At 69.5% G+C, this 26,777-nt stretch carries 26 protein-coding genes; 9 read left to right on the top strand and 17 right to left on the bottom strand.

Features of this window, described 5'->3' with window-relative positions:
• Positions 1-21 precede the first annotated feature (21 nt).
• The gene (locus FHW78_RS07895; RefSeq protein WP_183639376.1) at positions 22-948 is read left to right on the top strand and encodes a DUF2268 domain-containing putative Zn-dependent protease; all 927 of its coding nucleotides are present in this window, start codon (positions 22-24) and stop codon (positions 946-948) included.
• Here FHW78_RS07895 and FHW78_RS07890 read toward each other — a convergent pair.
• The 7 genes from FHW78_RS07890 to FHW78_RS07860 all read right to left on the bottom strand — a co-directional run bounded on the left by FHW78_RS07890 (position 945) and on the right by FHW78_RS07860 (position 8,401).
• Positions 945-1,658 (bottom strand): ankyrin repeat domain-containing protein, encoded by a 714-nt coding sequence (locus tag FHW78_RS07890; RefSeq protein ID WP_183639375.1) that lies wholly within the window; start codon positions 1,656-1,658, stop codon positions 945-947. The genes FHW78_RS07895 and FHW78_RS07890 overlap by 4 nt on opposite strands.
• 103 nt (positions 1,659-1,761) lie before the next feature.
• Positions 1,762-2,322, bottom strand: a complete 561-nt coding sequence (locus tag FHW78_RS07885; RefSeq protein ID WP_221188926.1) for a hypothetical protein — start codon at positions 2,320-2,322, stop codon at positions 1,762-1,764.
• A gap of 180 nt (positions 2,323-2,502) precedes the next feature.
• The gene (locus tag FHW78_RS07880; RefSeq protein WP_343205546.1) at positions 2,503-4,596 is read right to left on the bottom strand and encodes a pyrroloquinoline quinone-dependent dehydrogenase; all 2,094 of its coding nucleotides are present in this window, start codon (positions 4,594-4,596) and stop codon (positions 2,503-2,505) included.
• A 179-nt stretch (positions 4,597-4,775) separates the two neighbouring features.
• Positions 4,776-5,459: a class I SAM-dependent methyltransferase gene (locus FHW78_RS07875; protein WP_183639373.1), complete on the bottom strand. Its 684-nt coding sequence runs from the start codon at positions 5,457-5,459 to the stop codon at positions 4,776-4,778.
• A gap of 40 nt (positions 5,460-5,499) precedes the next feature.
• Positions 5,500-6,774: an MFS transporter gene (locus FHW78_RS07870; protein ID WP_183639372.1), complete on the bottom strand. Its 1,275-nt coding sequence runs from the start codon at positions 6,772-6,774 to the stop codon at positions 5,500-5,502.
• A gap of 45 nt (positions 6,775-6,819) precedes the next feature.
• Positions 6,820-7,635 carry a siderophore-interacting protein gene (locus FHW78_RS07865; RefSeq protein WP_183639371.1) on the bottom strand — a complete coding sequence of 272 codons (816 nt, stop codon included), beginning with the start codon at positions 7,633-7,635 and terminating at the stop codon, positions 6,820-6,822.
• Between the two features lie 64 nt (positions 7,636-7,699).
• Complete coding sequence (locus tag FHW78_RS07860; protein WP_183639370.1) at positions 7,700-8,401, bottom strand: PadR family transcriptional regulator; 702 nt, start codon at positions 8,399-8,401, stop codon at positions 7,700-7,702.
• A 159-nt stretch (positions 8,402-8,560) separates the two neighbouring features.
• Here FHW78_RS07860 and FHW78_RS07855 point away from each other — a divergent pair, with 159 nt between their 5' ends.
• The 3 genes from FHW78_RS07855 (at position 8,561) to FHW78_RS07845 (ending at position 9,820) form a co-directional block, all read left to right on the top strand.
• Entirely contained in the window at positions 8,561-9,082 is a 522-nt protein-coding gene (locus FHW78_RS07855) for a helix-turn-helix transcriptional regulator (RefSeq protein ID WP_328805199.1), read from the top strand.
• Positions 9,079-9,495, top strand: a complete 417-nt coding sequence (locus FHW78_RS07850; RefSeq protein ID WP_183639369.1) for a VOC family protein — start codon at positions 9,079-9,081, stop codon at positions 9,493-9,495. The genes FHW78_RS07855 and FHW78_RS07850 overlap by 4 nt, the downstream gene beginning before the upstream one ends.
• 109 nt (positions 9,496-9,604) lie before the next feature.
• Positions 9,605-9,820 carry a hypothetical protein gene (locus tag FHW78_RS07845; protein WP_203323379.1) on the top strand — a complete coding sequence of 72 codons (216 nt, stop codon included), beginning with the start codon at positions 9,605-9,607 and terminating at the stop codon, positions 9,818-9,820.
• A gap of 9 nt (positions 9,821-9,829) precedes the next feature.
• Here FHW78_RS07845 and FHW78_RS07840 read toward each other — a convergent pair whose 3' ends face one another.
• The 7 genes from FHW78_RS07840 to FHW78_RS07810 all read right to left on the bottom strand — a co-directional run bounded on the left by FHW78_RS07840 (position 9,830) and on the right by FHW78_RS07810 (position 16,452).
• Positions 9,830-10,465, bottom strand: a complete 636-nt coding sequence (locus FHW78_RS07840; RefSeq protein WP_183639368.1) for a hypothetical protein — start codon at positions 10,463-10,465, stop codon at positions 9,830-9,832.
• A gap of 22 nt (positions 10,466-10,487) precedes the next feature.
• The gene (locus tag FHW78_RS07835) at positions 10,488-11,252 is read right to left on the bottom strand and encodes a thioredoxin family protein (RefSeq protein WP_183639367.1); all 765 of its coding nucleotides are present in this window, start codon (positions 11,250-11,252) and stop codon (positions 10,488-10,490) included.
• A gap of 362 nt (positions 11,253-11,614) precedes the next feature.
• The gene (locus FHW78_RS07830; protein WP_183639366.1) at positions 11,615-12,280 is read right to left on the bottom strand and encodes a hypothetical protein; all 666 of its coding nucleotides are present in this window, start codon (positions 12,278-12,280) and stop codon (positions 11,615-11,617) included.
• Positions 12,281-12,327: 47 nt separating this feature from the next.
• A complete protein-coding gene (locus tag FHW78_RS07825) occupies positions 12,328-13,548 on the bottom strand; it encodes a helix-turn-helix domain-containing protein (RefSeq protein ID WP_183639365.1) in 1,221 nt (406 codons plus the stop codon).
• A gap of 102 nt (positions 13,549-13,650) precedes the next feature.
• On the bottom strand, positions 13,651-14,043 hold the full coding sequence (locus FHW78_RS07820) for a DUF6165 family protein (protein WP_183639364.1): 393 nt from the start codon (positions 14,041-14,043) through the stop codon (positions 13,651-13,653).
• 63 nt (positions 14,044-14,106) lie between these two features.
• Complete coding sequence (locus FHW78_RS07815; protein WP_183639363.1) at positions 14,107-15,153, bottom strand: NADP-dependent oxidoreductase; 1,047 nt, start codon at positions 15,151-15,153, stop codon at positions 14,107-14,109.
• Between the two features lie 9 nt (positions 15,154-15,162).
• Entirely contained in the window at positions 15,163-16,452 is a 1,290-nt protein-coding gene (locus FHW78_RS07810; protein ID WP_343205545.1) for an MFS transporter, read from the bottom strand.
• A gap of 75 nt (positions 16,453-16,527) precedes the next feature.
• Here FHW78_RS07810 and FHW78_RS07805 point away from each other — a divergent pair, with 75 nt between their 5' ends.
• Positions 16,528-17,574: an AraC family transcriptional regulator gene (locus tag FHW78_RS07805; protein WP_183639362.1), complete on the top strand. Its 1,047-nt coding sequence runs from the start codon at positions 16,528-16,530 to the stop codon at positions 17,572-17,574.
• Positions 17,575-17,601: 27 nt separating this feature from the next.
• On the opposite strand, the gene FHW78_RS07800 is transcribed toward FHW78_RS07805, so the two are convergent.
• Genes FHW78_RS07800 through FHW78_RS07790 form a run of 3 tightly spaced genes read right to left on the bottom strand, consistent with a single transcriptional unit; the run spans position 17,602 to position 19,877 of the window.
• Positions 17,602-18,567: an alpha/beta hydrolase gene (locus FHW78_RS07800; RefSeq protein ID WP_183639361.1), complete on the bottom strand. Its 966-nt coding sequence runs from the start codon at positions 18,565-18,567 to the stop codon at positions 17,602-17,604.
• A 54-nt stretch (positions 18,568-18,621) separates the two neighbouring features.
• A complete protein-coding gene (locus tag FHW78_RS07795; protein WP_183639360.1) occupies positions 18,622-19,533 on the bottom strand; it encodes a hypothetical protein in 912 nt (303 codons plus the stop codon).
• Positions 19,530-19,877: a PadR family transcriptional regulator gene (locus tag FHW78_RS07790; RefSeq protein WP_141455437.1), complete on the bottom strand. Its 348-nt coding sequence runs from the start codon at positions 19,875-19,877 to the stop codon at positions 19,530-19,532. Before FHW78_RS07790 ends, FHW78_RS07795 begins: the two co-directional genes overlap by 4 nt.
• A 217-nt stretch (positions 19,878-20,094) precedes the next feature.
• Between FHW78_RS07790 and FHW78_RS07785 the strand changes: the two genes are divergently transcribed.
• From FHW78_RS07785 to FHW78_RS07770, 4 genes are read left to right on the top strand one after another with little or no spacing between them, the layout of a single operon-like run.
• On the top strand, positions 20,095-21,345 hold the full coding sequence (locus FHW78_RS07785; protein WP_183639359.1) for an efflux RND transporter periplasmic adaptor subunit: 1,251 nt from the start codon (positions 20,095-20,097) through the stop codon (positions 21,343-21,345).
• 18 nt (positions 21,346-21,363) lie between these two features.
• The gene (locus FHW78_RS07780) at positions 21,364-22,137 is read left to right on the top strand and encodes an ABC transporter ATP-binding protein (RefSeq protein ID WP_183639358.1); all 774 of its coding nucleotides are present in this window, start codon (positions 21,364-21,366) and stop codon (positions 22,135-22,137) included.
• Entirely contained in the window at positions 22,134-24,578 is a 2,445-nt protein-coding gene (locus tag FHW78_RS07775; protein WP_183639357.1) for an ADOP family duplicated permease, read from the top strand. The genes FHW78_RS07780 and FHW78_RS07775 overlap by 4 nt, the downstream gene beginning before the upstream one ends.
• Before the next feature lie 36 nt (positions 24,579-24,614).
• Positions 24,615-26,012, top strand: a complete 1,398-nt coding sequence (locus FHW78_RS07770; RefSeq protein ID WP_183639356.1) for a sigma-54 dependent transcriptional regulator — start codon at positions 24,615-24,617, stop codon at positions 26,010-26,012.
• Positions 26,013-26,777 lie beyond the last annotated feature (765 nt).

Here is a 26,777-nt window from a genome sequence, read left to right as displayed (position 1 = left end):
TTCCCCACGGAGCAACGGAACATGCGCTTGGCATTGATGGCGGTGATGGTGTGCGCGGTGCTGGGCGCGACCACATCGCAAGGATGGGCGGCGGACGCGAAGGCCGGCGATCCGGTTGTCGATATCGACGATGTCGAGCGCTTCTACCGGCTCTACGACAGCGTCCAGGGACACCCGAGCGCCGAACAATTGCAGCGCGATTACCTGGATGCTGGATCCGAGGGACTACACCACTTCGCCAAGGCCCGCCGCATCACCGGCGAGGCGATCGCCGCGAACCTGGCGAAGAATCCGCAGGCCTACATCGATGCCAAGCGCTGCATGGAAGTGCTGCCGGACACCCGGAACCGGCTCAGGGCTTCCTTGCGGAAACTGGTGGAACTGTATCCGGAAGCGCGCCTGCCCACGGTCACGATAGCGGTGGGACGCGGCAAGCCGGTCGGCACCGCCAGCGCCGACACTGGCGTGCAGATCGGACTGGAAGCGCTGTGCGCGACAGACTGGCTCAATCCCGACCTGGAGGATCGCTTCGTCCACGTGATCGCGCACGAATATGTGCACGTCCAGCAGGTGCCGGCGTTCGTCGAAACCGAGCAGGCCACGGTGCTGGAGAGCGCGCTGATGGAAGGTGCCGCCGAATTCGTCGGCGAGCTGATCTCCGGCGAGGTCGCGTACCTGCATCTGAAACAGAACACGAAGGGGCAGGAGCTGGCCATCGAAACCAAGTTCCAGGCCGACATGGACAAGCGCGATCTGTCCGACTGGATCTACAACAGCAAACCGGGAAACCCGGGCGATCTCGGCTACTGGGTCGGTTACCGGATCGTGAAATCGTATTACCAGAACGCCAGCGACAAGCGGCAGGCGCTGCGTGACATCATCGGTTTGCAGGATGCACGGGCGTTCCTCGCACGCAGCGGCTGGCAGCCGGGCATCGAGCTGCGCTAGCGGCGCGACAGATGCGGCTTGCCCACGCCCATCACGCCCCAGCCGGTGCCATGGTCGTAGGTGGAATTGCGCGCCGGATGGATGAAGTGATCGCCGAAGCAGAGCTTGCGCAGGATGGCGTCGGGCCGCAGGTGCCAGCTGGCCCAGCCCAGCGGTGAATCGCCATTCCGGTCGCGGGCATCGATGCGCGCGCCCGCGGCCAGCAGCAGATCGATCGCGCGCTCGCTGCCGAATGCGGCGGCGCGATGCAGCGGCGTTTCCCCCTGGGTGCGGGCATCGCGCATGAAGCTGCCGGTTTCGACGCCCGGCAGGGTGGCGCAATCGGGATCGGCACCGGCGGCCAGCAGCATGTCAACGATGGCGTCGTAGGCGGGGCGATTGGCCTTGCACAGGGCCAGGTGCAGCGGCGATTCGCCGGTGTCGGGCAGGACATGGCCGGGGTTGGCGCCCTGTTCGATCAGGAACTGGCACAGCGGCCAGTGGCCGTGGAAGACCGCATCGCCCAGGCCGAGATTGTCGCCGAGCGATGCGAGGGTTTCACCATGGGCAAGCAGGAAGCGGATGGCGCTGACGTCGCCGTAGTACGCGCACCACTGGATGAGCCGAACACCATTTCCATCCGCGTCGGTGGCGGCATGGCCGTCGTCGACATGCTCGAACACCAGATCGGTGCGGCCATCGCGGATGCGGTCGAGGCGATCGCTGTTCATGGGAAGGCGCTCCACCAGGTTCCGAACCGGTGGGTCGATTCTGCCATCGGAACCGGAACCCCTCGTTCGCCGTTCGTCCGACGCATGCCGGACGCTGGCGGGGTCATGACAAGGAGCGTGTACCGGAGCGCGCCGCGGCGAGGAACAGCGCCGCCGACACCAGCCACAGGCCGGTGAACACCACCGTCGCCGGCCAGGGATGATCCATGCCGGAGAACTGGGCAACCAGGCCGATCGTGGCCTGGGCGATGGCGGTGGCGGTGAGCGCGGCGGCCATGCCGCCCGGACGGAAGCGTGCGATGAACGCACTGGCCACGCCGATCGCCAGCACGCCGGCATACCAGAGATTGTAGGAATTGGTTTCGCTGCCGACGAACCCGACCGCCAGGTTCACCCACACCAGCAGGAACGCGGTGCCGACCGCGAGCAACGCGCCCGCCCGGTACCGCCAGTTGCCGCCCTTGCGCATCGCCACGTCGCAGGCGCCGCAGGCGACGGCGAGCATGCCGCCGAAGACGACGAAATCGGACAGCGTCCAGTTCACTTCGTCGGTGAACTGCATGGCGATCAGCGGCAACGACAGCAGGCAGGCGGCGGCGCCCCACATCAACGGGCGCCAGCCGGCGAAATGCGGTTCACGGGGATGTCGCGCGTCTGTGGTCATGAGCTTGTCTCCCTTCCGAGGTGGCCCAGCGTGCCGGCCAGGCATGAAAAAAGCAGGGCGGCTGTGTGAAGTGGAGATGAAAACAACGTCGATGCCATGCGTTTCAGATAGCAGGTAGCGCGAAGCCCCCAGGTCCAGGTCATGTCACGCCGGCTTGGCGGTTGGCGACGCTGACCTGGTTCATGTGGTGTGCCGGCGCTGGCGCCTGCGCCGCCGCCAGTATCGCCACAGGGCGACCACGCCCCCCAGCAACGCGAGCGCGGCGGTCGCCAGCACCGTCATGCGGACCGCTACACCATGCTGGAACACCACTTCCTCGCCCTCGCCATCCAGCGTGTAGGCGATGACGTAGTCGCCCATCGGGCCCAGGCCTTCACGCCCGCCCGCCGCGATCACCACGTACTGGCGTCCTTTCACCGCGTAGATCGATGGCGTGGCCTGTCCGCCGGCCGGCAGCTTGGCGTCCCACAGGATCTCGCCCGTCCTGCTGTCGAGGGCGCGAAAGCGCGCATCGGCGGAGGCGCCGATGAAGGTCAGGCCGCTGGCGGTGGTGACCGCGCCGCCGAGCACCGGCATGCCGACGTTCAACGGCAGCCACGGCAGTTCCTCCTCCAGCGTTCCGAGCGGACGCTCCCACAGCACCTTGCGCGCGCGCAGGTCCACCGCGACCACGCGTCCCCACGGCGGCTTGACGCACGGCGTTCCCTTGGCCGAGGCCAGCACACCGCGGCGCATGCCGTAGCGCGTGCCGTCCATGCTGTTGAACTCCTGCTCCGGATAGGCGTCGTCCTTGTCCCAGTCGAAGTCGGGCCGCGGGATCAGCGCCACCTGCATCGGCAGATCCGACACCGGCAGGATGGCGATCTGGCGCTGCGCGTCGATCGCGATGCCGCCCCAGTTCACCCCGCCTGCCCAGCCGGGCAGGGCGATGGTGCCGCGCACGCTGGGCGGGGTGAAGATGCCTTCCGAACGCAGCCGCGCGATCTGTTGCGCGCAGTCGCGGCGCACGCCGGGCGTAGGGCCCCAGGCATCGTCCGGCGTCAGCGGCGCGTGGCGCGCCAGGCGCAACGACGGCTCGGGCATCGGCTGGGTCGGCCAGGCCTGCTCGCCGGGCACATCCGAGGCGGGCACCGGCACTTCGCTGATCGGGAACACCGGTTCGCCGGTGCGCCGATCGAAGGCGAACAGGAAACCGGTCTTGGTCGCCTGCAACACCGCATCGCGCGGACCCTGCGCGGTCTGCACGGTGGCCAGGGCCGGTTGCGAGGCCAGGTCGTAATCCCACAGATCGTGGTGCACCAGCTGCTGCGCCCACACGCGCCGGCCGCTGCGCAGATCCAGCGCCACCAGCGAATTGGCATCGCGGTTTTCGCCCAGGCGTTCGCCGCCGTGGTAGTCCGGACTGGCCGAACCGGTCGGCACGTAGACCATCCCCAGCGCCGGATCCACCGACAGTGGCGCCCAGGCGTTGGCCGCGCCCACGGTGCGTGCCTGCTCCGGTTGCCAGCCGCGCGCGGCGGCTTCGGCCGGATCCCGGGGTACCGGATCCCAGCGCCACAGCTCGGCACCGCTGCGTACGTCGTAGCCGCGCACCACGCCTTCTTCCAGTGCATGCGCGCGGTTGTCGCCGACCGAGCTGCCGACCACCAGCACGCCGTCGGCGATCACCGGCGGCGAGGTCACCGCGTAGTTGCGCCATTCGCTGTCGGGTTCGTCGTGCAGGGTGATGCCGGTGCGCAGATCGATCGTGCCCTGCACGCCGAATCCGGCACAGGGCTGGCCGTTGGCGGCATCCAGCGCGATCAGGCGCGCATCCAGGGTGCCGAACATGATGCGCTCGCGGCAGGCCGCGCCGGCGGCGGCTTCCGGATCGCGCCAGTAGCTCACCCCGCGTGAGGCGGGATCGCTGTAGCGTTTGTTGCGTGCGACCTTCGCGTTGAACGACCACAGCTCGCGACCGCTGGCCGCGTCCAGCGCGAAGGCGATGCCGGTGCCGGTGTTGAGGTACATGCGACCGTCCACCACCAGCGGATTGGCTTCGAACCGCCGCCGCTCCGGATCCGGCAGGCCCGCGCCCAGTTCGCCGGTGCGGAACGACCAGGCGATACGCAGCCGGCCGACGTTGGCCGGGGTGATCTGGGTGAGCGGTGAATGCTGGCCGCCGCCGGGGCCGCCACCGTAGCTGGACCAGTTGTCCGCATCCGCCGCCCGGGTGCCCGCGCCTGCCAATGCCAGGACCACGCCACCCACCCATCCGTACCACGCCTTGCCCACCATAGGTCTTCGCTCCCGTGTCGTTGCCGGCGGAGTGTGCGCGCAACGGCGCGGGGCGGGAGAGGGAAGGGATGGATCGCGGGCCGCGGGGACGAATGGCGGGAAACCGGGGCCGAGCCGCGCCGTCATGTCGTCCGCCAGTCACCGATCAGCGCCGGGGGCCGCAATCGGGACGCCGCTCAGGCGTACGCCACCCAGCCGCGAAAGGTGAATCCGACGTGGAACAGCTCGATGCCGGTGAAGCCGGCGTCGGCCAGGATCGCTTCGTCCTCGGCGGGTGCAAGCAGATGCAGGTGCCGATCGATGGCGTCACGCCCGGCCGTCGCCTGCGCCGGTTCGATGCCGGACGCCATCGCGAAGGCGGCGTAGCGCGACAGCCAGCGTGCGCGTTGCTCCCCGTCCTGCGGAAAGCTGGCGTGGGCCACCACGAACGGCGCACCCGGCCGCAGCCTGCGCCGGACCTCGCGCAGGGTCCGCAGGCGCTCCCCGGCGGACAGGAAATGCAGGGTCAGCAGGCAGGCGCCCGCGTCGAAGGGACCGTCGGGCGCGTCGTCGATGGTGCCGGGCACCCATTGCGTGCGCGCCGCCAGCGGTCCCAGCGTTTGCGCGGCCAGATCCAGCATGGCCCGCGCCGGATCCACGCCGGTGAAGGTCCAGCCCGGATGGGCCTGGGCGAACGCCTTCAGTTCCAGCCCGCCACCTGCGCCGAGCACCAACACCCGCGCATCGGCCGGCGCCCGTTCGGCCAGCAGGATCGTGGCCATGCGTTGCAGACCGACGAATCCGGGCACCAGCCGCGGCGGTCCCTCGGCGTAGCGCGCCACGGCGGCGGCGTCGGAAAACGCGGAGGTGGGGTCGGTCATGCGGGACGCTCTTCGGAGTGGCGTGGTGGTGACTGGAACATCAGCCTTCGCCCCGCGCCAGCGCGTCCGGCTCGGGCTCAACGACGATGGCCGGCGCTTGCGGCTGATCGCCGTCGGCGCTCACCCGTCCCACCCACCACACCGCCAGCAACGACAGCGCCACCGCCACCCAGCCCGCGGTGCCGTAGCCGCCGATGGGGCCGGCGGGCGTTGGCGAGGACAGCATCAATCCGCCCAGGTAGGCGCCGCAGCCGGTGCCCAGCGCCTGCACCGCGCTGTTGGCGCTGAGGAACGCGCCGCGCTCGGCCGGCGCCGGCACCGTGGTCAGCAGCGCCTGCATCGGAATCATGCGGCCGGACATCAGCACCATGAAGAACGGGAAGAACGCCAGCATCGCGATGAAGCCGATGTGGGGCAGATGGGTCACGAACAGCATCGGCGCCAGCGACAGCAGCACCGCGACCCGGAACACCCGATGCTTGCCGTGCCGATCCGCCAGCTTGCCGATAGCGCGCGAGGTGAAGAACGTCGCCGCGCCGCCGACCATGTACAACCACGACAACTGGTCCGGAGCGATGCCGTGGTTGGCGACCAGAACCGGCGACATGAAGGGAATCACCAGCATCGAGGCGACCATCAGCAGCAGCGTCAGCACGAACGCATTGAGGTAGCGCGCCTGGGTGAACAAGCCGAACAGGTTCGGGAACGCCTGCTTCCACGGAACCGCCTGCCGCGCCAGGTGTTGATCCAGCGGCGGCAGCACGCGCGATCCGGCGAACCAGATCACCACCGACAGGCCGACCAGCAGCCAGAACGGGGCAGCCCAGCTGTAATGCGCGCCCAGCAACACGCCGGCCGGTACGCCCAGCACCGAGGCCAGCGAGAACGCCATCATCACCGTGCCGGTGGCCGCACCGCGGCGCGGACCGGGAATCACGTCGGCGATGATCGCCATCACGATCGAGCCGAGCACGCCGCCACTGATGCCGGCCAGCGCGCGCGAGGCCAGCAGCAGCGCGTAGCTGTCCGCCATCGCGCAGGCCAGGTTGGACAACGCGAACAGCGCGTACACGACCAGCATCAGCTTGCGCCGGTCGAAACGATCGATATAGGTGGCGGCCAGCAGGCCGGACAGGCCGGCACACCAGGAATAGGCCGACACCGCGGCCGCGAACGCGGCGGGAGTGATATGGAAGGCCTGCATGATCTGCGGACCCAGCGGCATCATCACCATGAAATCCATGATGAGGGTGAACTGGGTCAGCATCAGCAGCCAGAGCAGGTGACGCTCGCGGGGAGCGCTCAACGAATACATGCAACGTCCTTGCGGTCTGACGACCGGAGCAATGGGGGGATGGAATCAGTCTTCCAGGTTTTCGTGCACGCCCTGCGCGCCGCGTTTCCAGTAGGCGGCGGCGCGGATGCGTGATTTTTCGACACCGCGTTCATCCACCAGGTAGCGGCGCACCGCACGGATGTCGGCGGATTCGCCGGCGGCCCACACATGGCCATCGCCTTCGGGCAGCGCCAGTGTGCGCAGTGCCTGCAGCAGGAGCGGCTCGGCGGTGTCCGCGCCGTCGCGATGGCACCAGTGTATCGACAGTTCGGCATCGGTCCGCAGATCCGGCCGCGCCGAGGCGTTGGCGATCTCCAGCACGGCGATCGCGCGCGCGCCGGCCGGCAGTTCGCCCAGGCGGCGGGCGATGGCCGGCAACGCGGTGTCGTCGCCGATCAGCAGATGCCAGTCGAAGCCGGTGCCGATCACCAGCGAACCGCGTGGTCCGCCGACGCCCAGCCAGTCGCCCGGCTGTGCGCGCGATGCCCAGTCGGTGGCCGGACCGGCTTCGTGCAGGGCGAACTCCAGTTCCAGTTCGCAGGCGTCGTTGTCGTAATGGCGCGGGGTGAAATCGCGCATCACCGGGCGTGGCCTGTCGTCGCGGAACTCCACGCCGTTCGGACCGAGCTCGGGGAGTTCGGGACGCGCTTCGCCCGGCGCGGGGAAGAACAGCTTGACGTGATCGTCGAATGAAGCGGAAACGAAATCGCGCAACGAATCGCCGGTGAGGGTGACGCGCCGCAGATGCGGGGTGACGTCGTGCACGCGCGCCACCTGCAACAGGCGCAGTTTCAGCGGATGGCGGACGCGCACGACCGCCTTGTCGGCAACTTCGGACATGGAAACCTCGTGGGGGAGAGGTGAAACATTTCCGCCGCCCGAAGGCGGCGGAGGGGAACATCGGTCATTGGCCTTCGCCGTCCTCGATCTCGCGGGTGGCGCGTTCGAGGATGGCGGCGATGCGGCGCTGCTCGGCGGCCGGTACGCCATCGCGGCGCACCAGCGCGTGCTTCAGGGCGTGCCGCGCGCGGATCAGTTCGGGCACCCAGCCACCTTCATCGACATCGGCCTGCGGTTCGCCGGCGAACGCGCGCCGCACCGAATCCATCTTGCGCGCGATATGCGACAGCTTGGCGAGCATCAATTCGACCCGATCGCGGTTCGCCTCCAGATACTCGCGTCCAGGCGCCGCGAGCGCGTAGCGCTTGCGGTTGCCCTCGGCCTCCACGTCCACGTAGCCCAGCTCTTCCAGATAGGTGAGGGCGGGGTACACCATGCCCGGACTGGGGCTGTAGAACCCGTTCGAGCGCGCCTGCAGGGCCTTGATCAGCTCATAGCCGTGGCTGGGCTGGTCCTCCAGCAGGGCCAGCAGCAGCAGTTGCAGATCGTCGGAACTGAATTTGCGGCCCCGGGTCAGGCCATCCTCGCCAAAGCCGCCGAATCCGCCCGGAAAACCGGGGCCCGGCCCGTGGCGATGACCGCCGCGGCCGCCGTGGCGCCGGCCGACGGCCTGCCAGAACGCATGCACGGAAAAGCCTTCGGAGAAGGGGAAATCGCCGCCGCAGTCTTCGCCGCGGCGCGCGTGTCGGGGGTGATGACGACGCATCGGACACTCCTCGGTGTCATAAGATGCATCGTAAGATATATATCGTAAGAGTGTTCGTCAAGCCTGGACCGCGTGGAGCGTTTCCTGGATTTCGGCGCCCTTGGGTTATGGTGGCCGCCGCTCGTGGATCGGGATAGCGGGCATTCACTGGAACATCCGATGGCGACATCCGAAGACTCGATGGGGAAAACAACGACAGGCTCCGGCCAGGATCCGGAACTCCTGCGCCGCCTGCTGCGCGCCCGGGACCGGATGGATGCCGCCTCGCACGAGGACTGGCCGGTGGCACGGCTGGCGCGGGTGAGCCATGTGTCCGAGGCGCATTTCGCACGCTCGTTCAAGGAGGCGTTCGGCGTGCCGCCGCATCGCTACCTGCTGACCCGGCGCATCGAGCGGGCCAAGACCCTGCTGCGCGATACCGAACTGCCCATCCTCGACATCGCGCTGCGGACCGGCTGGAACAGCCTGGGCACCTTCGGCCGCACCTTCCGCGACATCACCGGCGAAAGTCCGGGTGCGTTGCGCGGCCGCGAAGGCGCCGCCCGCCGCTCGGCGCAGGCGATGCCGGCCTGCTATGCCAGCGCCGCGCACCGTCCCGATCTCACCATCGCAGTTTCGGAGAAGCGGCGGCGGGAGGCCGGTGCTACAAAGGCGGCCCCAGAGAAACCGGAGGTCACATGAGTCAGGGTGTTGGAATGGTTGGGCTGTACGTCCGCGATCAGGACGAGGCGCTGGAGTTCTACGTCGACAAGCTGGGTTTCCGCGTGCACACCGACGTGCGCAACGGCGACTATCGCTGGCTGACCGTGCAGCATCCGGATCAGCCGTCGTTCCAGCTGGGACTGTTCAAGCCGCAGGAGCCGGTGCTCGACGCCGCCACCGCGCAGACCGCGCGCGAGATTGTCGCCAAGGGCGGGATGCCGCCGCTCATCCTCGACGTCGATGACTGCCGCGCGGCCTACGAACGCATGAGCGGGCGCGGGGTGGAGTTCACCCAGCCGCCGGAAGAACGCTACGGCAATGTCGACGCCAATTTCCGCGATCCCTCAGGCAATGGCTGGAAGATGATCGAGTCACGTCGCGGCAAGCACTGAATCCACGTTGGTCCCGCACGCGGCCGGATGACCGCGCGCGGGCGCAGCACCGTCCGGCAACGTGCAAGCCCGCCCGAGGCGTCTCGGGCCAAGCGCAGAGGAAATCCCGATGAACAAGTGGATCCGTCAGTTCCACCGCTGGCTGTCGATCATCTTCACCCTGACCGTGCTCGCCAACCTTGTCGCGTTGGCGATGCAGAAGCAATCCACCTGGGTGGGATTGATGGCGCTCTTCCCGTTGATCCTGTTGATGATCACCGGACTCTACCTGTTCGCCTTGCCCTACCTGGCGAAGTCGCGTGCCGCCCCGCAGGCGGGAAGCTGAGGCACGGTGTCATTGCGCAAGCGCCAGCAGCACGATGCCCGTGGCGGCCAGCATCAGGCTCCACAGGCAACGCAGGGTCGCGGCGCGCCAATGACGCAGGTACCTGCCCCATCCATGGCAGGCGCCCCGCGCCAGAGCGCCGGTCACCAGCAGCATGGCGGTCATGTGCAGCGCCACCGCCGCCAGCAATGCCGCGGATGAGGAACCGGAGGCGGTGAAATCGCGCCACGGGCCGGCGGACAGGCACAGCGGCACCAGCGCCGGCACCAGGACCATGCCCAAACCGTGCGCGGTCGCCATCAAGCCGGACCACAGCGCCAATCCGACCGCGCCGAGGCGGTTCGCGGTGGGCGCGGGTGGCGCATGTCGGCGCCACAGGTGATGGCAGGCCAGGACGAGCAGGGCGGCTCCGGCGATGCGCGTGGCGACCGCCGCCTCCACGCGCAGGCCAATCGCGAAGGCGGTGGCGATCAGCACGATCGCCGTGGCATGTCCAATACCGATCGGCCACAACGCATGCCAGGCGTGTTCGCCACGGCCGGCATGGATCGCGCCGGCTGCGGCGAACATCCAGCCATTGGCCGGATGCAGCCCGTGCAGGGCACCTAGTCCGGCGATCGCCAGCCAGGGCCAGATCGTGTCCATGCCGCCGCGCCGGCCTTCGTGCTCAGCCGTGGCAACCGCAGGCGCTCTTGCCGTCCGCCTGTTCGTAGAGATCGTGGTGGCGCACCCAGGACATGGTGTCTTCCAGGCCGGCTTCGCCGCGGCCCTTCGGGGTGAGGTCGAGCAGCGGGTATGTCCCCATCATCACTTCCACGCCACGACCGAAGCGCGAGTAGGTGTGGAAGACGGTGCCGGCGTCGTCGCGATGGAACACGCTGATGCCGGGGGCCTCGGAATGCGGGAAATACTGGTGGGCGTAGTTGTAGTCGACCGCGCCGGTGGCCATGTCCTCGGGGGTGAAGCTGACCCCGAAGTCGTAGTTGAAATCGGAACCGAACGAGGACACCCACGGGAACTGCCAGCCCATGCGCGCGCGGAAGCGCTGGATGTCGGCCAGCGGCGCGCGCGAGATCACCAGCAGGGTGGTGTCGCGCTGGGCCAGGTGCGCGCGCGCGCCATCATGGTGATCGGCCATGTAGGAACAACTGCGGCAGCCCTGGTCGCGGCCGGGCGTGAACATGAAGTGCTGGACCAGCAACTGGTGGCGGCCGTCGAACAACTGGTCCAGCCGGCGCGGCCCGTCGACGGTATCGAATACATAGTCCTTCTCGACCTTTACCCAGGGCAGGGCGCGGCGTTCCTCGGCGATGCGATCGCCCAGGCGGGTCAGCTCCTTCTCGCGTGCGAGCAACGGCATGCGTTCTTTCAGCCATTGTTCGCGGCTGACGATGCGGGGGGAGGCGGCGGGGATTCGGGTAGTGAGGTTCATGATCTGCTCCTGGGGTGTGGGTAGAGCCATCGGGGGAGGAACGGTTGGTGTGGTGCGGGATTGATCGGATCGCGTGGTGGCGCCGGTGACCCCTTTCGAAGAGAGCGGATCCGCCGGAGGTGATCGGGGGATTTGCTTTTCGCGCCAGGAGCGAATCCTCCTCGGTCCCCCTTTTTTTCAAAGGGGGAGGTGGAACGGCGGGGAACTACCCCCTTCGAAGAAGGGGGTGGGCACCGGAGGTGACCGGGGGATTTGCTTTTCGCGCCAGGAGCGAATCCTCCTCGGTCCCCCTTTTTCAAAAGGGGAGGCAAAAAGCGTGAAAGGGCAAGTGCGGTGCTTGGTTCAGTGGCCCGCGCCGGACATCACGCGGCGTGTCGTGGCCTGCGCACCGCGCGGACCTTGCCGCTGCCGCCACCACCGGCGTAGAACAAATCCGCGCCATCGGACTCCAGCCCGCTCACGTTGGTGCCGGCCGGCATCTGCAAACGTTCCAGCACCTCGCCACTGTCGGGATCGATGCGGCGGATCTCGCTCTCGTCGCCTTCCCAGGTGCCGTGCCAGAGTTCGCCGTCCACCCAGGTGACGCCGGTGACGAAGCGGTTGGATTCGATGGTGCGCTGGATGGCGCCGGTGGCCGGATCGATGCGATGAATCCGGCGATCGCGGTAACGGCCGACCCACAGGCTGCCTTCGGCCCAGGCCAGTCCGGTGTTCCCGCCCACGGCGGGAGCCGGAATCGTCGCCACGACCTCGCCGCTGGCCGGATCGATCTTCTCGATGCGCGAATCGGTGATCTGGTACAGGTACTTGCCGTCAAAGGCGGTGCCGGCGTCGCAGGGACGCTCCAGCTTGCGAACCGCGGCGCCGCTGTCCGGATCGATGGCCACCAGGCGCTCGTTGGTGGCGGCCCAGATGCGGGTGCCGTCGTAGGTCACGCCATGCACGCCTTCGAGATGATCGAGCGGGTATTCGCGGACGATTTCGGCGGCCTTGGCCGGGGTGGCGGAACGGGAGGAAGTGCGGGTCATGGCCTGGCTCCTGCGTGGTGCGCCGGTTGCGGCGCGATGGAGACACTCTAGCCAGCGGGCAGGGTAGCGGGGAGTAACAAGATCGTCGTGAATCCGGTCAGCGGCGGCGCCACCCAGCGCCGGGCACGTGCACGCCCGACCGCGCGCGCGCGGCCACCGGCCTCGAGCTCGGCGAGCGCGCGCTGCACGGTGCGCTGGCTGGTATCCAGCGCCAGTGCCAATGCCGAAGTGGACCAGGCCGCGCCATCGGCAAGCAGCGCCAGCAGTTCGGCCTGTTCGCTTTCCAGCGGCGGCACCAGCAGTGCCACTTCGCGTGCGTCGTGCGGAATCAGCGCAAAGCCGCGCGCGGTGGCTTCGATGCGCGCCAGTGGTGCCGCCAACGCGCGCAGGCGGCCGAGTTCCACCCGCAGGCGGGCGCGGTGGGTCTCGTCCGGATCGCGTGTGCGGAACGCCTGTTCGATCAGGTGCTCGCGGCTGGCGTCGCCCGGCCAGGCTTCGGCCAGCACGCGCGCCAATGCGAACAGCACCGGCCGTCGCGCCAGCGGATACCAGGCGCCATCCCGACGCAGTCCGCGCCGGCAGGCATCGATCACCAATGCGCCGGAAGCGAGCAGGGTTTCGACTTCGTCCAGTCGCAACGACTGTTCGCCTTCGGTGTGCCGGCGCCGCGCCGCGGGGCGGGCCAACAGCGAACGCGCGTCGGCCACTTCCGCACGCAGGGCGGGAATGCCGGCGTGGAGGGCGGCTTCGTCGGCACGCTCCAGTGCGGCGCGTGCCGCGCCGGTACGCAATCCGCGCAGGGCCAGTTCGGCGCGCACCAACTGCGCGATCGCGGCCAGCGCCGGCGACAGCCGGCCGCGCGCCAGCACCGCCAGGGTGGCGGCGGCGGCGTCCAGGCGCCCGAGCAGCAACTGCCTGCGCGCCAGCACCAGGCGGCCCTGGCTGGCGTTGACGTGGTCGGCCTGCGCTTCCAGGACGGCGACGGCGTTCTCCAGCGCACGCGGGGTGGCGTCCAGATCCCGCATCGCCAGCGCGACTTCGGCTTCTGCGACCACGCATCGCGCGCGCGACAGCGGTTCGCGCGCACCGAAACCGCGTGCGGCCCGGCGCAGCAGTTCGCGCGCGCGCGCATGCTCGCCCAGTTGCGCCATCGCGATGCCGCGCAGCGCCAGCGCCGGCGGATCCTCGCGCAGGGCCACGCCCTTGAGCGCGCCCAGGGCATCGCCGGTGGCGAGGGCGCGTGCGGCGGCGGTGATCAGGGCGTCCATCGCGACAGGCTAACCGGTCACGATGGCCGGAGCGAACAAGGACGGCGAATGCCGGCCCATCCGCGCACGCAGCCGCGGGATGTGGCGGGCGGAACCGCGCGCTCAGCCCTCGGCGCGGTATTCCTTCTCTTCGATGAAGGTCGAGCCGGCCTGCTGGTTGATGGCGTTCTTCAGGCCTACGCGATGACCGTTGTGCTGGGCGACCGCGCGCGCCAACTGGATGAAGGCGTCATCGAACACCTGCGCGGCTTCCTTTTCGCGCAGCGCGTCCTGCACGTCCCACATGAGTTCGTTGGCCTGCTTCAGCTGCACCTTCAGCTCGGCCATGGTCGGATGGCGCTCGGCGATCGGCGCCCACAACGGCAGAAGATCCTGCAGTTCGGCGAGCACGTTGCGGCGCTTGCCCTCGTCGGTGATGCGCTCGGACTTGATCTCCAGGATGGTGATCTTGTCCGCCAGTTCACCGATCGACACCGGTACCCGAATCGAATCCACGTCCGTTCCTGCGTTGGGAATTTGCGCGGATGATAGCGGATCGTCCCCGTCGGACGGGGGCGGTCAGTCCGCCACCCGCACGACCAGCTTGCCGAAGTTGTGGCCCTGCAGCAGGCCGGCGAACGCGGCCGGCGCCTGTTCCAGCCCATCCACGACGTCCTCGCGCAGGCGGATGTCGCCGTTGGCGAGCCAGTCCCGCATGTCGCGGCGGAACGCCTCGAACCGATCCGCGTAGTGATCCAGGATGATGAAGCCCTGCATGCGCACGCGCTTCTGCAGGATCGTCGCCAGCAGCTGCGGCCGCTGATCCACCGCGCCGGTGGCGTCGCGATCGTTGTAGTGGGCGATGAAGCCGCACACCGGCACGCGCGCGTGCAGGTTGAGCAGAGGCAGCACCGCGTCCAGCACTTCGCCACCGACGTTCTCGAAGTACACGTCGATGCCGTCGGGACAGGCGGCGGCAAGATGTTCGGCCAGGTTTCCCTCGCGCCGATCCAGGCAGGCGTCGAAACCCAGTGCCTCCACCGCGAAGCGGCACTTGTCCGCGCCGCCGGCAATGCCGACCACGCGCGCGCCTTTCAGCTTGGCGAGCTGGCCGACCACGGCGCCGACCGCGCCGGTCGCCGCGGCCACCACCACCGTCTCGCCCGCGCGTGGCTGGCCGATGTCGAGCAGTCCGACGTAGGCGGTGAAACCGGGCATGCCCAACCCGCCCAGGGCGAGCGACGGCTGGGGCAGGCCATCCAGCGAGGCCAGATCGGATCCGTCCGACAGGGCGTAGTCCTGCCAGCCGGCGTTGGCGAGCACGATCTGGCCTTCGCGGAAACCGGGATGGCGCGAGCTCTCGACCCGGCTGACGGTGCCGCCGACGATCACCTCGCCCAGCGCCAGCGGCGGCGCATAGCCCGGACCGATCTCGTCCATCAGGTTGCGCATGTACGGATCCAGCGACAGGTGCAGCGTGCGCAACAGCACCTGTCCTTCGCCGGGCACGGGCACCGGCTCGCGGAGCAGACGGAAGTCGGTCGCCGCCGGCAGGCCGCGCGGACGCGCGGCCAGGGTGATGCGGCGGTTGAGCGGTGTTTCGGCGGAATCGGCGGGCAGGGACATGCGGAAGGCTCAGTGGAAACCGGTACGGGAAGGCAGTGCTTCGTCCGCCAAGTTGGCCGGACGCGGGCCGTGGCGCAGGGTCAGCAGGGTACCGAGCGTCATCATGACGACCGCGAACAGCGGACCGCCGATCGCGCCGACATGATCCACCAGCAGGCCACCGCCGATCGCGCCGGTGGCGATGGCGATCTGGAACGCGGCCACCAGCAGGCCGCCCGCGCCTTCGGCCTGATCCGGCGCGGCGCGGATGATCCAGATCTGGAAGCCGACCGGGAACGCGCCGAACGCGAAGCCCCATAGCGCGATGGCGACCGCGGTGACGATCATCGAGTGGCCGGCCAGCAGCAGGCCGATCGCCAGCAGCGCAATCAGGGTGCCGCCGAACACGATCGCGGTGCGCTCGCTGCGTCCGGCCAGGTAGCCGCCGGCGAAGTTGCCGAAGAAACCACCGATGCCGTAGGCCAGCAGGATCGCCGAGATCGCGCCCACCGACAGGTGGGTGACGTTCTCCATCAGCGGACGCAGATAGGTGAAGCCGGCGAAGTGGCCCGAGATCACCAGCAGCACCGCCAGCAGCGCCATGCGTACGCCCGGCCGGCCCAGCAACTGGCCGAGCACGCGCAGATCCGGGTTGGCCGTCGGCGGCAGCGAGGGCAGGGTGAAGATCTGTGCCAGCAGCGTGATCACGCTGACCACGCCGGCGGCGACGAACGCGCTGCGCCAGCCCCACAGTTCGCCCATCCACGCGCCCACCGGCGCGGCGCAGACGGTGGCGACCGAAACGCCGGTGAGGATGAACGACATCGCGCGCGGGAATTTCGATTCCGGCACCAGTCGCATCGCCAGCGCGGCGGCCATCGACCAGAATCCGCCCAGCGCCACGCCCAGCATCACCCGCGCCGTGAGCAACGGCCACAGGCTGTCGGCGACGACGGCCAGCGCGTTGGACAGCACCAGCAGCGTCGTCAGCGCCAGCATCACGTGCTTGCGGTCGATGCGGCGGGTGAGCAGCGGAATCGACGGCGCGGCGATGGCGCCGATCAGGGCGGTGGCGGTGACGGTCTGCCCGGCCGCGCCTTCGCTGATGGACAGATCGGAGGCCAGCGCGGTGAGCAGGCTGGCCGGCAGGAATTCGGCGGTGACCAGGCCGAACACGCCCAGCGCCAGCGCGCCCACGGCGGCCCAGCGGGCGGGGACGTCGTCGCCGGCGATGGTTGGGGAAGCGGTGTCGGCAAGCGGCGAACCGGGGTCATCCAGCAGGCCGTCGGCGGTGCAGTCGGAACAGGAGGGGGAAGACACGGGGGAGGGAATCCGGGGGAGCGGACGGGCAGATTAGGCGTATGATGCTGGCGTTTCCATGCCGGAAAGGCCGATATGCTTGCTCATTCGTCCAGGATTTCGAACCCCGCCACCTCGCGTGGCGAGGCCGAGGCGCCCGCCGGCGGACGCGACATGCTCACCCGGGTCCTGCTCGACCTGCGCCTGGACGGCGTCGAATACGGCCGCTGCGTGATGCAGGCGCCGTGGGCGATCGCCTTTCCGGCCAGCCGCGAGGCGCGCTTCCACTTTGTCGCCCGGGGCGGCTGCTGGCTGAAGCTGCCGGACGCGGACTGGGTGCGCCTGAACGCGGGCGACGCGGTGCTGCTGCCGCGTGGCGGTTTCCACGTGCTGGCCAGCGCGCCGGACGTGCCGACGATGGACATCGACGCGCTGGCGCGGGTGCCGGTGTCGGAGAACATCTACCTGGTCAAGGCGGAACACGACGGCGATGCCGATCCGGAAGCCAGCACCGTGATGTTCTGCGGCAGCCTGCGCTTCAACCTGGATCCGTTGCATCCGCTGCTGGCGATGATGCCGGACATGATGCGTGCCGGCGAACTGGCGCAGCGCGATCCCACCGTGCCGGTGATGCTGGAGGCGATGGAGCGCGAAGTCGCGCTGGATCGCATCGGCGCGTGCGGCATCCTGGCGCGGCTCGCCGACGTGCTGGCCGCCAGCATCATCCGCGCGTGGGTGGAATGCGGATGCAGCGATTCCTCCGGCTGGATCGCCGCCGTGCACTGCCCGTCGATCGGCAAGGTGGTCGCCGCCATCCACGCCGAACCCGAACGCGACTGGACGGTGCCGGAGCTGGCCGGCCTGATGGGCGCGTCGCGATCCCGCTTCGCCGAGGCGTTCACCCGCACGCTCGGCGAGACACCGGCGCGCTATGTCGCGCGGATCAAGATGTTCCAGGCGCGGCGCTGGATCGCGCAGGACGGCATGCGGGTGGCGGTGGCGGCCAATCGCCTGGGCTACGACTCCGAAGCCTCCTTCAGCAGGGCGTTCAAGCGCATCATCGGCCAGTCGCCCGGCGCGCTGCGCAGCGAGCATCTGCACGCGCGACCGCGCGCGGCGTTCGAGGCGCGCGCACCGCGCTGATCGTCGCGAGGTGCGGCGTGGTGCCGGTCAATGCTTGCGGACCTCATCGAGCCGGATCTCATCAAGGATCCGGCGCACCGCCCCGGCGACCACGGCCGGATTCTCGTACGGGATGACATGGCCGGTGTTTTCCGCGACCACCAGGAAGCCGTGCGTGGACAGGGTCGCCAGATCTTCCTGCCACTCGCGCCACTGGAGATCCTCCGCGTTCGGCGGCGTCTCGGTCTTGCCGCGCCGGATGACCGCCAGCGGCAGATCGCCGAGAGTGCCGTAGCCATGCGCCTGCCGCATCGCGGCGGGCACGCGATCGAGCGCTTCGTATTCCTGCTTGACCGTGGCCAGCACGCGCGGCAGGAACGCCACCACGATGTCGGGCTCGACGTCGGCCGGCAGCGGCACGACCGGACCGTCGCCCTGCGCCTTCTTCAACCCGGCATCGATTTCCGCCGCCAGGCCCGTGCGGAATTGCGCCGCGCCCGGAGTGAACAGATACGGCTCGGGACTGGCATCCACCAGCACCAGGCCGGCGACCTCGTCCGGATATTCCCGCGCGTACAGCCGCGCCAGCAGTCCGCCGACGGAATGGCCGACGATCACCAATGGCGTCCGCAATTTCTTCGCGGCGATCAGTGCGTGCAGATCCGCCACCATGTCCTGTTGCGTGCGGGCGCCGGGAACCGGATCGCTCCAGCCCAGTCCCGCGCGGTCATAGGTGCAGGCGCGGGCGAACGGCGCGATGGCGTCCTGCGCCTTGGAGAAGCCCGAATGCGCGGTGTACTGCGACAGCCCGGCCTCGAACAGCACGGTGGGAGCAGCCGCGTCACCCTTGCAGTCCAGGTGCAGGCGGCGTCCGCCGATATCCACGAGTTCGCCCGGCGCGGGTGGCGGAACGAACGCGGGTGGAGACGGAGCGGATTCATCCGCGAAAACGAGGTTGGCCAGGCCCAGGTTGGCCGGAATCAGGGCGAGCGAAAGCAGACACGCGCGAAGCATGGCGGGACTCCTTGGCAAGGGAAGCGGGAAGGCCGGCGGCGCCGGCCGGTGGTGTCAGCCGGAAAGATCCGGCAGACGGATGCGGGTGCGGCCGCGCTGCAGGCGGATCCCCAGGTCCACCAGCATGATGACGACGATCAGCGCCAGGATGCCGCGCGCACCCTGATCGGTCGGCGTGGCCTGGAACATGCGGCCGGCGGTGACCCACCAGAGCAGCAGTGCGATGAAGGCCGCGCTGGACACGATCTCCAGCTTGCGCATGAGCGGCGACCAGCGTCCCTGCACCAGTACGCAGGCCAGGATCGCGAAACTGGCCGCCCACAACGGCAGCACCGGCCAGGCGCGGATCCGCAGGAAATCCGGATCCAGCGCCAGCACCCGCGGCAACGCGCCGGGCAGATGCGGTACCAGCCAGGGCAGCGATACCACCACGGCCACGCCGATCACGAACCACGCCAGGCCGAAGGCGAGCGCGCCGCGGTTGACGCGTTCGGGATCGACCGCTCGCGGTCGCCAGCGCGGCTTGAACCAGCCGCGCTGGCGCAGCCACGCGGCGAGCAGGGTGAACATGATCATGAAGCCCGGCCACCAGAACGCGCCCAGGCCCGGACCCAGCCACCAGCCGGCCAGCGGCAGGCGGCCGTCGAACACGTGCGGCAGGCTGATCGCCCACTGGATGGCGAGGCCGATGATCGCGATCAGCGCGAACTTGCCGGTCTCCTGCGGAGGAATGGCGACCAGGCCCGGCGGGCGGTAGCGCGTGGCCACCTCGGCCGGCGTACCGAATTCGCGCAGCAGCGCCAGCACCATCGCATCGTCGGCGGGCCGGCCTTCGCCATCGGCGCGTTCGGCCAGCATCTCGGCGAGCAGGCCACGCAGTTCCAGCCCGATTTCGTTGCGCTCGCGTGCGGGCAGGCGGCGCATCACATCGATCACGTAGGCATCGATCACGTCGTTCACGTTCATTTCCCGTCCCCTTGCAGCAGTCCACCCATGGTCCCGACCAGCGAATCCCAATAGGCCTTCAATTCGGCGAGCATCGCCTCGCCCGCGTCGTTCAAGCGGTAATAGCGGCGTGGCGGGCCGTCCTCGATCCGCCACTCCGAGGCCAGCACCCCCTGGCCTTCCAGACGCCGCAGCAGCGGATACAGCGTGCCTTCCTCGATCGGCATGCCACGCTGGGCCAGCGCCTGCCGCAGCGAATAGCCGTACTGGAACTCGCGCAGCTGCGACAGCACCGCCAGCACCAGCACGCCGCGCCGCAGCTCCAGTTCCAGCTTGGATCCCGGGTTGTCGCGCGCTTCCACCATGTTCCACCCCGTAAAGTTTGGCGAACAGTACTTTGTGTTGCACAGTATGTAAATCCCGGGAAGCAACTTGCCGACGGACGGCGGCAGGACGCCCGGTGGCGGACGCCGAACGTACGAAAACGGACATGATGGCGTGCCAAGGGGGAAAGAATCTTCCACTGAATCAATCAGTTGAGCGCGCGTCACGATTGGCACGCGGCATGCTCTTCAAAGGGACATGGACATCGCCCGCCCCCAGACCCGCTCCGCGTCCCGCCGCCGCCTGCTGCTTGTCGGCGGCCCGATTCTGTTCCTGGCGGCGGTCGCCGCCGTCGCCGTGCTTGGCGTGGGCCAGGCCGCACCCAAGGTCGAGCGCGGCAGCCTGTGGATCGGCGACGCCGAGCGCGGCGACATGGTGCGCGAGATCCGCGCCACCGGCACGCTGGTGCCACGCGACATCCGCTGGATTACCGCCGGTGCCGTCGCCACGCTGGAGCAGGTGCTGGTGCAGCCCGGCAGCCGGGTGGGCGCGGACACGGCGATCCTGCGCATGGTCAATCCGGAGCTGACCGCCAACCTGGAAAAGGCCGAAGCGGCGCTGGCGGGCGCCGAGGCCGAAGTCGCCTCGGTGCGCACGTCGCTGGCCTCGCAGTTGCTGGACCAGCAGGCGCAGCAGGCGCAGGCGGAGTCGGAATGGCGCATCGCCGAGGTCAAGGCGCAGGCCTACGAGCGTGCGCACGCCGCCGGGGTGATGTCGAAGATCGATCTGCGCCAGGCGCAGATCACCGAGACCACCCAGCAGGGACGCGCGGAAATCGAAACCCGGCGCGTGTCCGCGTTCCGCCAGAACATGGCCGCGCAACTGCGCGCGGCGCAGGCGCGGCGCGACGAAGCCGCCAGCACGCTGGCGATCGCGCGCCAGCAGGTCGCGGCGCTGGACGTGCGTGCCGGCAGCGATGGCATCCTCCAGCAGATCGACGTCGAACCGGGCCAGCAGGTCCCCGTCGGCGCCAAGCTCGCACGGGTGGCGCGTCCGGATGATCTGATCGCGCGGTTGCAGGTGCCCGAAGTGCTGGCCAAGGACCTGTCGCTGGACCTGGCGGTGAGCGTGGACACCCGCAATGGCGTGGTCGAGGGTCGGCTCACCCGCATCGATCCGGCGGTACGCAACGGCAGCGTGACCATCGATGTGGATCTGGGACGCAAGCTGCCGCCCGGCGCGCGCCCGGATCTGTCGGTCGACGGGCGCATCCGCCTGGGCGTACTGCGCGACGTGATCAGCATTCCGCGCCCGGCGCTGGCCGTGCCTGGCAGTCCCGGCACCCTGTTCGTGCTGGACGGCGATGGCGAGGCCCGCCAGACCGCGGTGCGCTTCGGCGCCGCCTCCAGCGATCGCATCGAAATCCGCAACGGTCTTCGCCCCGGCGACCGCGCCGTGCTTTCCGACACCAGCCAGTGGGCGCAGTACCCGCGACTGCGTTTACGCTGACCTTTCCCAGGAGCCCCGATGAATACCGCCGTCCCGCCCGCTTCCGCCATCCCCGCACCGCTGCTGCGCCTGCAGCACCTGGGCAAGGTTTTCCATACCGACGAGGTCGAAACCCACGCCCTGTCCGACATCGCGCTGGACATCGCCCAGGGCGATTTCGTCGCCATCACCGGTCCTTCCGGTTGCGGCAAGTCCACGTTGCTGTCGATCCTGGGCCTGCTGGATGCGCCCAGCCGCGGCGAGTACTGGCTCAACGGGCGCAATGTCGCCGACCTGGATGCGCGTGGCCGCGCGCGCATCCGCAATGGCGAGATCGGTTTCATCTTCCAGGCGTTCAACCTGATCGCGGATCTGACCGTGGAAGAGAACGTCGCCCTGCCGCTGACCTATCGCGACGGCTTCGGTCGCGCCGACATCACCCGGCGGGTGCGCGAAGTGCTGGAACTGGTCGGCATGAACCATCGCACCCGCCACTATCCGGGGCAGCTGTCCGGCGGCCAGCAGCAGCGCGTGGCGGTGGCGCGCGCGCTGGTGGGGAACCCGTCGATCCTGCTGGCCGACGAACCCACCGGCAACCTCGACAGCCGCAACGGCGAGGCGGTGATGCAGTTGCTGGAACAACTGCACGAAAACGGCACCACGCTGTGCATGGTGACCCACGATCCCGCGTTCGCGCGACGCGCGATGCGCATCGTGCACATGCTCGACGGCCGCATCGTCGACGAGGACACCTTCGAGCGGCTGCGTCATGAGCGCGACATGGCGTTGCCGGGACTGGAGGCGGTGTCGTGAGCGCGGCGATCCTGTGGAACGAGGCGCGCCAGTCCTGGCGCGGCCTGCTGCGCCGGCCCGGCTACCTGCTACTGGCGGTGCTGACCCTGGCGCTGGGCGTGGCGACGACCACGGCGGTGTTCTCGCTGCTGGACCAGGCGCTGCTGAAGCCGCTGCCGTTTCCGCAGCCGGATCGGCTGGTCACCCTCGGCCAGTACTTCGACGGCGAGCGCAACTCGGCCGCGCCCGGTTACTACGCGCCGGTGCGGCGCATGCGCAGCTTCGCCTCGACCGGCATGCTGCGGAGCTGGGCGATCAACACCAATATCGCGCGCGGCGACGAGGGGCGGGTGGTCGGCTCCCTGCTCGTGGATCGCGGCTTCCTGGACACGCTGGGCCTGCCGATGGCGCTGGGCCGCAACTTCAACGCCGAGGAGGACCGGGTGAACGGTCCGCAGGCGGTCATCCTCAGCCATGCGTTCTGGACGCAGTACTACGGCGCCGATCCCGCCGCGATCGGCCAGACCCTGCAGGTGGAAGGCCGCGCCGCGCAGGTAGTCGGGGTGTTGCCGGCCGCGTTCCGCTGGCCGGTGCAGTTCGACATCCTGCTGTCGATGCAGCCGGACCTGGCCAGCACCAATCTGTCCACCAATGAGCAGATCATCGCCCGGATCAAGCCCGGCATCAGCGTGGCCGAAGCCTCGGCGGAAACCGGCGCCGTGCTCGGCGCGCTGCTTCGCCAGAACCCGCGGATGACCGAGGAATGGCAACGCCACCTGCTCGAATTTCCGCCCAACGCGCTGCCGCTGAAGGGCAGCGTGTTCGCCTCGCGCACCGGCAATACCCTGTGGCTGTTCTTCGGCGCGGGCGCGTGCGTGCTGCTGATCGCCGCGATCAACCTGGCCAGCCTGATGCTGCTGCGCGCGCTGGGCCGCAGCCATGACAGTGCGGTGCGCCTGGCGCTCGGCGCGCCACTGGCCCGGTTGGGCCTGCCGGCGCTGGCCGAGGGGCTGTTGATTGGTATTGGCGGCGCGCTCGTCGGCATCGCGTTGGCCTGGCTGGGCCTGCGCCTGATGGCCGGCTGGGTGCCACCGGAATGGATCCGCGGCGAAGCGGCCGCCTTGACCGGCACCAGCGTGGGCTTCGCCCTGCTGGCCGGCGCGGCCACCGCGTTGCTGGCGTCCGTGCTGGGACTGCTGCGCGTGCGCGGCTTGCAACTTACCCGCGAACTGGTCGGCGGCGGACGCGCGGGCTGGAGCCGCGGTGCCGGCCGGCTAGGCCGCGGACTGGTGATCGCGCAGGTGGTGGTGGCGGTGGTGCTGCTGATGGGGGCCGCCCTGTTCACCCGCACGTTGCAGCGATTGTCGGAGGTGCCGATGGGTTTCGAGAGCCGCGCGGTCACCATTTTCAGCCTGGCGCCGATCCGCGAACGCCACGCCGAAGTCGGCTCGATGGCCGAGCAGACCGATCGCATCGTCGAACGGCTGCGGCGGTTGCCCGGGGTCGCCCATGTCGGGGCGGGCAGCAACCCGCCCACGGCCACCCAGTTGAACTGGAGCTACGTGCTGCCGGACGGGCGCTCGATCAGCGCGCAGTACCGCTTCATGACGCCGGACTTCTTCAATGTGTTCGGCATGCCGGTGCTCGCCGGCCGCGGGATCGGCGAACAGGACACCGCCGGCGCCGAGCGCATCTGTGTGGTCAGCGCCGCGTTCGCGCGCCAGTACCTGGGTGATGCGCCGCTGGGAAAAATCGTCGCCATCGAGGACGACGGCGAGGATCGGCGCGTGCCGATGCGGGTGGTCGGGGTGGTGGGTGACGTGCGCCAGTTCGGCCCGGCCGAGCCGGCGCCTCCGATCGTCTACACCCCGCTGGCGCAGCTGTCCCCGGGCGCATGGCGGATCATCCGCGGATTCGGCGGACTGACCTATGCGCTGCAGTCGCGCGCCGGCAACACCGCCGGAAGCGCCGAACGCGCGTTGCGCGAGGCGATCGCCGAGGTCGCGCCGCAGCAGCCGATCTCCGATCTGGACGCGATGGACGCGGTGGTCGCGTCCACCACCAGCGAGCAGAAGCTAAACCTGCTGCTGGTGGGCCTGTTCGCCGGCCTGGCGCTGCTGCTGGCGGCGGTGGGCCTGTACGCGGTGATGGCGACCGCGGTGGCCGCGCGCCGGCACGAGTTCGGCGTGCGCGCCGCGCTCGGCGCCGACCCGCGCCGGCTGCTGCGGCAGGTGCTGCGCGAGGCCGGCCTGCAGATCGCCATCGGCCTGCTGGCGGGACTGGGCATCGCGATGGCGATGTCGCGGTTCCTGCAGCGCTATCTGTTCGAGGTGCAGGTGGCGGATCCGCTGGCGATCGGCGCGGTGGTGGCGGCGCTGGCGCTGGCCGGCCTGCTGGCCGCGCTATCGCCGGCGCTGCGGGCGGCGCGGGTGCCGCCGATGCAGGCGCTGCGCAATGAATAGCGCCCGCGCTCCGGCGCGGACGCTAGACTGGCGGCGATGAGCACCGTGCCGACTTCCCGTCCGTCCCCCAGCGCCCGCATCCTGGTCGTCGACGATCAGCCCGATGTGCGCGAGGCGCTGCGCATGCTGCTCAAGAGCGCCGGCTACGGCATGGTCGGCGCGGAGTCGCCGGAGATCGCGCTGGGCTGCCTGCGCGGCGACGAATTCGCCGCCGTGCTGGTGGACATGAACTACCGCCGCGACACCACCTCCGGCGAGGAGGGGCTGGCGCTGGTGGAGCAGATCGCCGCGCAGTGCCCCGGCCTGCCGGTGGTGGCGATGACCGCCTGGGGCAGCATCGAACTGGCGGTGACGGCGATGCAGCGCGGCGCGGTCGATTTCATCGAGAAACCGTGGCAGAACGCGCGCGTGCTGAACGTGCTGGAAAGCCGCATCGCGCTGGATCGCAGCCGTCGCAGCGAGCAGCGGCTGGGACAGGCGCAGGCGCTGCTGCTGCAGGAGGCCGGCGACGATTTCATCGCCGAATCACCGGTGATGCGCCGCCTGCTGGAGGATCTGGCGCGGATCGCCGAGAGCGACGCCAACCTGCTCTTGCTGGGCGAGAACGGCACCGGCAAGAGCCTGCTGGCGGGCTTCGTGCATCGCGGCTCGCGGCGCGCGGCGCGGGCCTTCGTCAAGGTCAACATCGGCGGCATCGCGCCGACCCTGTTCGAGGCCGAACTGTTCGGCCACGTGCGCGGCGCCTACACCGACGCGCGCCAGGATCGCGCCGGCCGGTTCGAACTGGCCGACGGCGGCACCCTGTTCCTGGACGAGATCGGCAACCTGCCGCTGGACCAGCAGCCCAAGCTGCTGCGCGCGATCGAGGAAGGGGAATTCGAACGACTGGGCTCCTCGCAGACGCGACGGGTGGACGTGCGCGTGATCGCCGCGACCAACGCGGATCTGGAAAGCGAAGTGGCGGCCGGCCGCTTCCGCCAGGATCTGCTGTACCGGATCAACACGTTCCAGGTGCGGGTGCCGGCGCTGCGCGAGCGCGGCGAGGACATCCTGCCGCTGGCGCGCCATTACCTGTCCGTCGCCTGCACCCGCTACCGCCGCCCGGTGCCGCGCATCGGGCGCGACGCCGAACGCGCGCTGCTCACCTACCCGTGGCCGGGCAACGTGCGCGAACTGTCGCATGTGATGGAACGCGCGGCGCTGCTGGCCGACGAAGGCGTGCTGGACGCCGCCGCGCTGCGCCTGCCCGGCGCGGCGGAGCCGCGGCTGTCCGAACGCATGACCCTGGAGGAAGCTGAAGCGCTGCTGCTGCGGCGCGCGCTGGCCGATCAGGGCGGCAACCTGCAACGTGCCGCCGACCAATTGGGCATCACCCGCCAGAGCCTGTACCGGCGGCTGGAGAAACACGGCCTGCGTGGCGATGAGAACGCCTGAGCGCGGACGCGCGGCGTGGCTGGTCGCGCCGTCGATGCTGGCGCTGGCGGCCGTGCTCGCGCTGGGCACGCCGGCACCGCGCGAGGCGGCCCTGTTGCTGATCTGCGTGCTGGCGCTGACCGCGATCATCTGGCGATTGCAGCGATACGCGGATGGACGCCGCCTGCGCACCCTCGACGGCCTGCTGGAATCGTTGCGCGAAGGCGACTACAGCGTGCGCGGCGCGGCTTCCGGTGGCGGCGGGCAGATTCAGGTGATGGGCCGTTTCAACGCGCTGGCGCAGCGCCTGCAGGACGAGCAGCGCGACTCCCATGAGAGCCTGCAACTGCTCAGCAAGACCCTGGCCGCGCTGGACGGCGCGGTGTTCGCGTTCGAGCAGGGCGACCGCCTGCGCCTGATCAATCCCGCCGGCGAACGCCTGCTGGGCCGTCCGGCAGCGGAACTGCTGGGACAACGCGCGGACGCGCTGGGACTGGCGCCGTTGTTCGATATTCCGAATGGCCGCATCCACCCGCATGCCTTTCCCACCCAGCAGGGGCGCTGGCAGATCGGGCACGCGTCGCTGCGCAGCCGCAGCCAGGCCGGCCGCCTGCTCGTCCTGCAACCGATGGAACGCGCGCTGCGCGACGAGGAAGCGCAGGCGTTCCGCCGCCTGCTGCGCGTGCTCAGCCACGAAATCAACAACTCGATGGCGCCGATCGCCTCCATGGCCGATACCCTGGCGCGCATGTTGCCGCCGGAAGGCGCGACGCTCGACCCCGAGGC

This window comes from Pseudoxanthomonas sp. OG2 (assembly GCF_014192765.1).
GTDB lineage: Bacteria > Pseudomonadota > Gammaproteobacteria > Xanthomonadales > Xanthomonadaceae > Pseudoxanthomonas_A > Pseudoxanthomonas_A beigongshangi.
The sequence above is the reverse complement of the archived record's forward strand: the minus strand, read 5'-3'. Positions and strand labels throughout refer to the sequence as shown.

What these genes read in the sequence shown, in the direction of transcription:
- FHW78_RS07850 (WP_183639369.1), top strand. Translation starts at nt 9,079, where the DNA reads ATGAGTCAGGGTGTTGGAATGGTTGGGCTGTACGTCCGCGATCAGGAC.
- FHW78_RS07795 (WP_183639360.1), bottom strand. Translation starts at nt 19,533, where the DNA reads ATGAACGTGAACGACGTGATCGATGCCTACGTGATCGATGTGATGCGC.
- FHW78_RS07825 (WP_183639365.1), bottom strand. Translation starts at nt 13,548, where the DNA reads ATGGACGCCCTGATCACCGCCGCCGCACGCGCCCTCGCCACCGGCGAT.
- FHW78_RS07845 (WP_203323379.1), top strand. Translation starts at nt 9,605, where the DNA reads ATGAACAAGTGGATCCGTCAGTTCCACCGCTGGCTGTCGATCATCTTC.
- FHW78_RS07860 (WP_183639370.1), bottom strand. Translation starts at nt 8,401, where the DNA reads ATGCGTCGTCATCACCCCCGACACGCGCGCCGCGGCGAAGACTGCGGC.
- FHW78_RS07830 (WP_183639366.1), bottom strand. Translation starts at nt 12,280, where the DNA reads ATGACCCGCACTTCCTCCCGTTCCGCCACCCCGGCCAAGGCCGCCGAA.
- FHW78_RS07875 (WP_183639373.1), bottom strand. Translation starts at nt 5,459, where the DNA reads ATGACCGACCCCACCTCCGCGTTTTCCGACGCCGCCGCCGTGGCGCGC.
- FHW78_RS07770 (WP_183639356.1), top strand. Translation starts at nt 24,615, where the DNA reads ATGAGCACCGTGCCGACTTCCCGTCCGTCCCCCAGCGCCCGCATCCTG.
- FHW78_RS07835 (WP_183639367.1), bottom strand. Translation starts at nt 11,252, where the DNA reads ATGAACCTCACTACCCGAATCCCCGCCGCCTCCCCCCGCATCGTCAGC.
- FHW78_RS07890 (WP_183639375.1), bottom strand. Translation starts at nt 1,658, where the DNA reads ATGAACAGCGATCGCCTCGACCGCATCCGCGATGGCCGCACCGATCTG.
- FHW78_RS07870 (WP_183639372.1), bottom strand. Translation starts at nt 6,774, where the DNA reads ATGTATTCGTTGAGCGCTCCCCGCGAGCGTCACCTGCTCTGGCTGCTG.
- FHW78_RS07785 (WP_183639359.1), top strand. Translation starts at nt 20,095, where the DNA reads ATGGACATCGCCCGCCCCCAGACCCGCTCCGCGTCCCGCCGCCGCCTG.
- FHW78_RS07885 (WP_221188926.1), bottom strand. Translation starts at nt 2,322, where the DNA reads ATGACCACAGACGCGCGACATCCCCGTGAACCGCATTTCGCCGGCTGG.
- FHW78_RS07805 (WP_183639362.1), top strand. Translation starts at nt 16,528, where the DNA reads ATGCTTGCTCATTCGTCCAGGATTTCGAACCCCGCCACCTCGCGTGGC.
- FHW78_RS07780 (WP_183639358.1), top strand. Translation starts at nt 21,364, where the DNA reads ATGAATACCGCCGTCCCGCCCGCTTCCGCCATCCCCGCACCGCTGCTG.
- FHW78_RS07855 (WP_328805199.1), top strand. Translation starts at nt 8,561, where the DNA reads ATGGCGACATCCGAAGACTCGATGGGGAAAACAACGACAGGCTCCGGC.
- FHW78_RS07840 (WP_183639368.1), bottom strand. Translation starts at nt 10,465, where the DNA reads ATGGACACGATCTGGCCCTGGCTGGCGATCGCCGGACTAGGTGCCCTG.
- FHW78_RS07790 (WP_141455437.1), bottom strand. Translation starts at nt 19,877, where the DNA reads ATGGTGGAAGCGCGCGACAACCCGGGATCCAAGCTGGAACTGGAGCTG.
- FHW78_RS07815 (WP_183639363.1), bottom strand. Translation starts at nt 15,153, where the DNA reads ATGTCCCTGCCCGCCGATTCCGCCGAAACACCGCTCAACCGCCGCATC.
- FHW78_RS07800 (WP_183639361.1), bottom strand. Translation starts at nt 18,567, where the DNA reads ATGCTTCGCGCGTGTCTGCTTTCGCTCGCCCTGATTCCGGCCAACCTG.
- FHW78_RS07895 (WP_183639376.1), top strand. Translation starts at nt 22, where the DNA reads ATGCGCTTGGCATTGATGGCGGTGATGGTGTGCGCGGTGCTGGGCGCG.
- FHW78_RS07865 (WP_183639371.1), bottom strand. Translation starts at nt 7,635, where the DNA reads ATGTCCGAAGTTGCCGACAAGGCGGTCGTGCGCGTCCGCCATCCGCTG.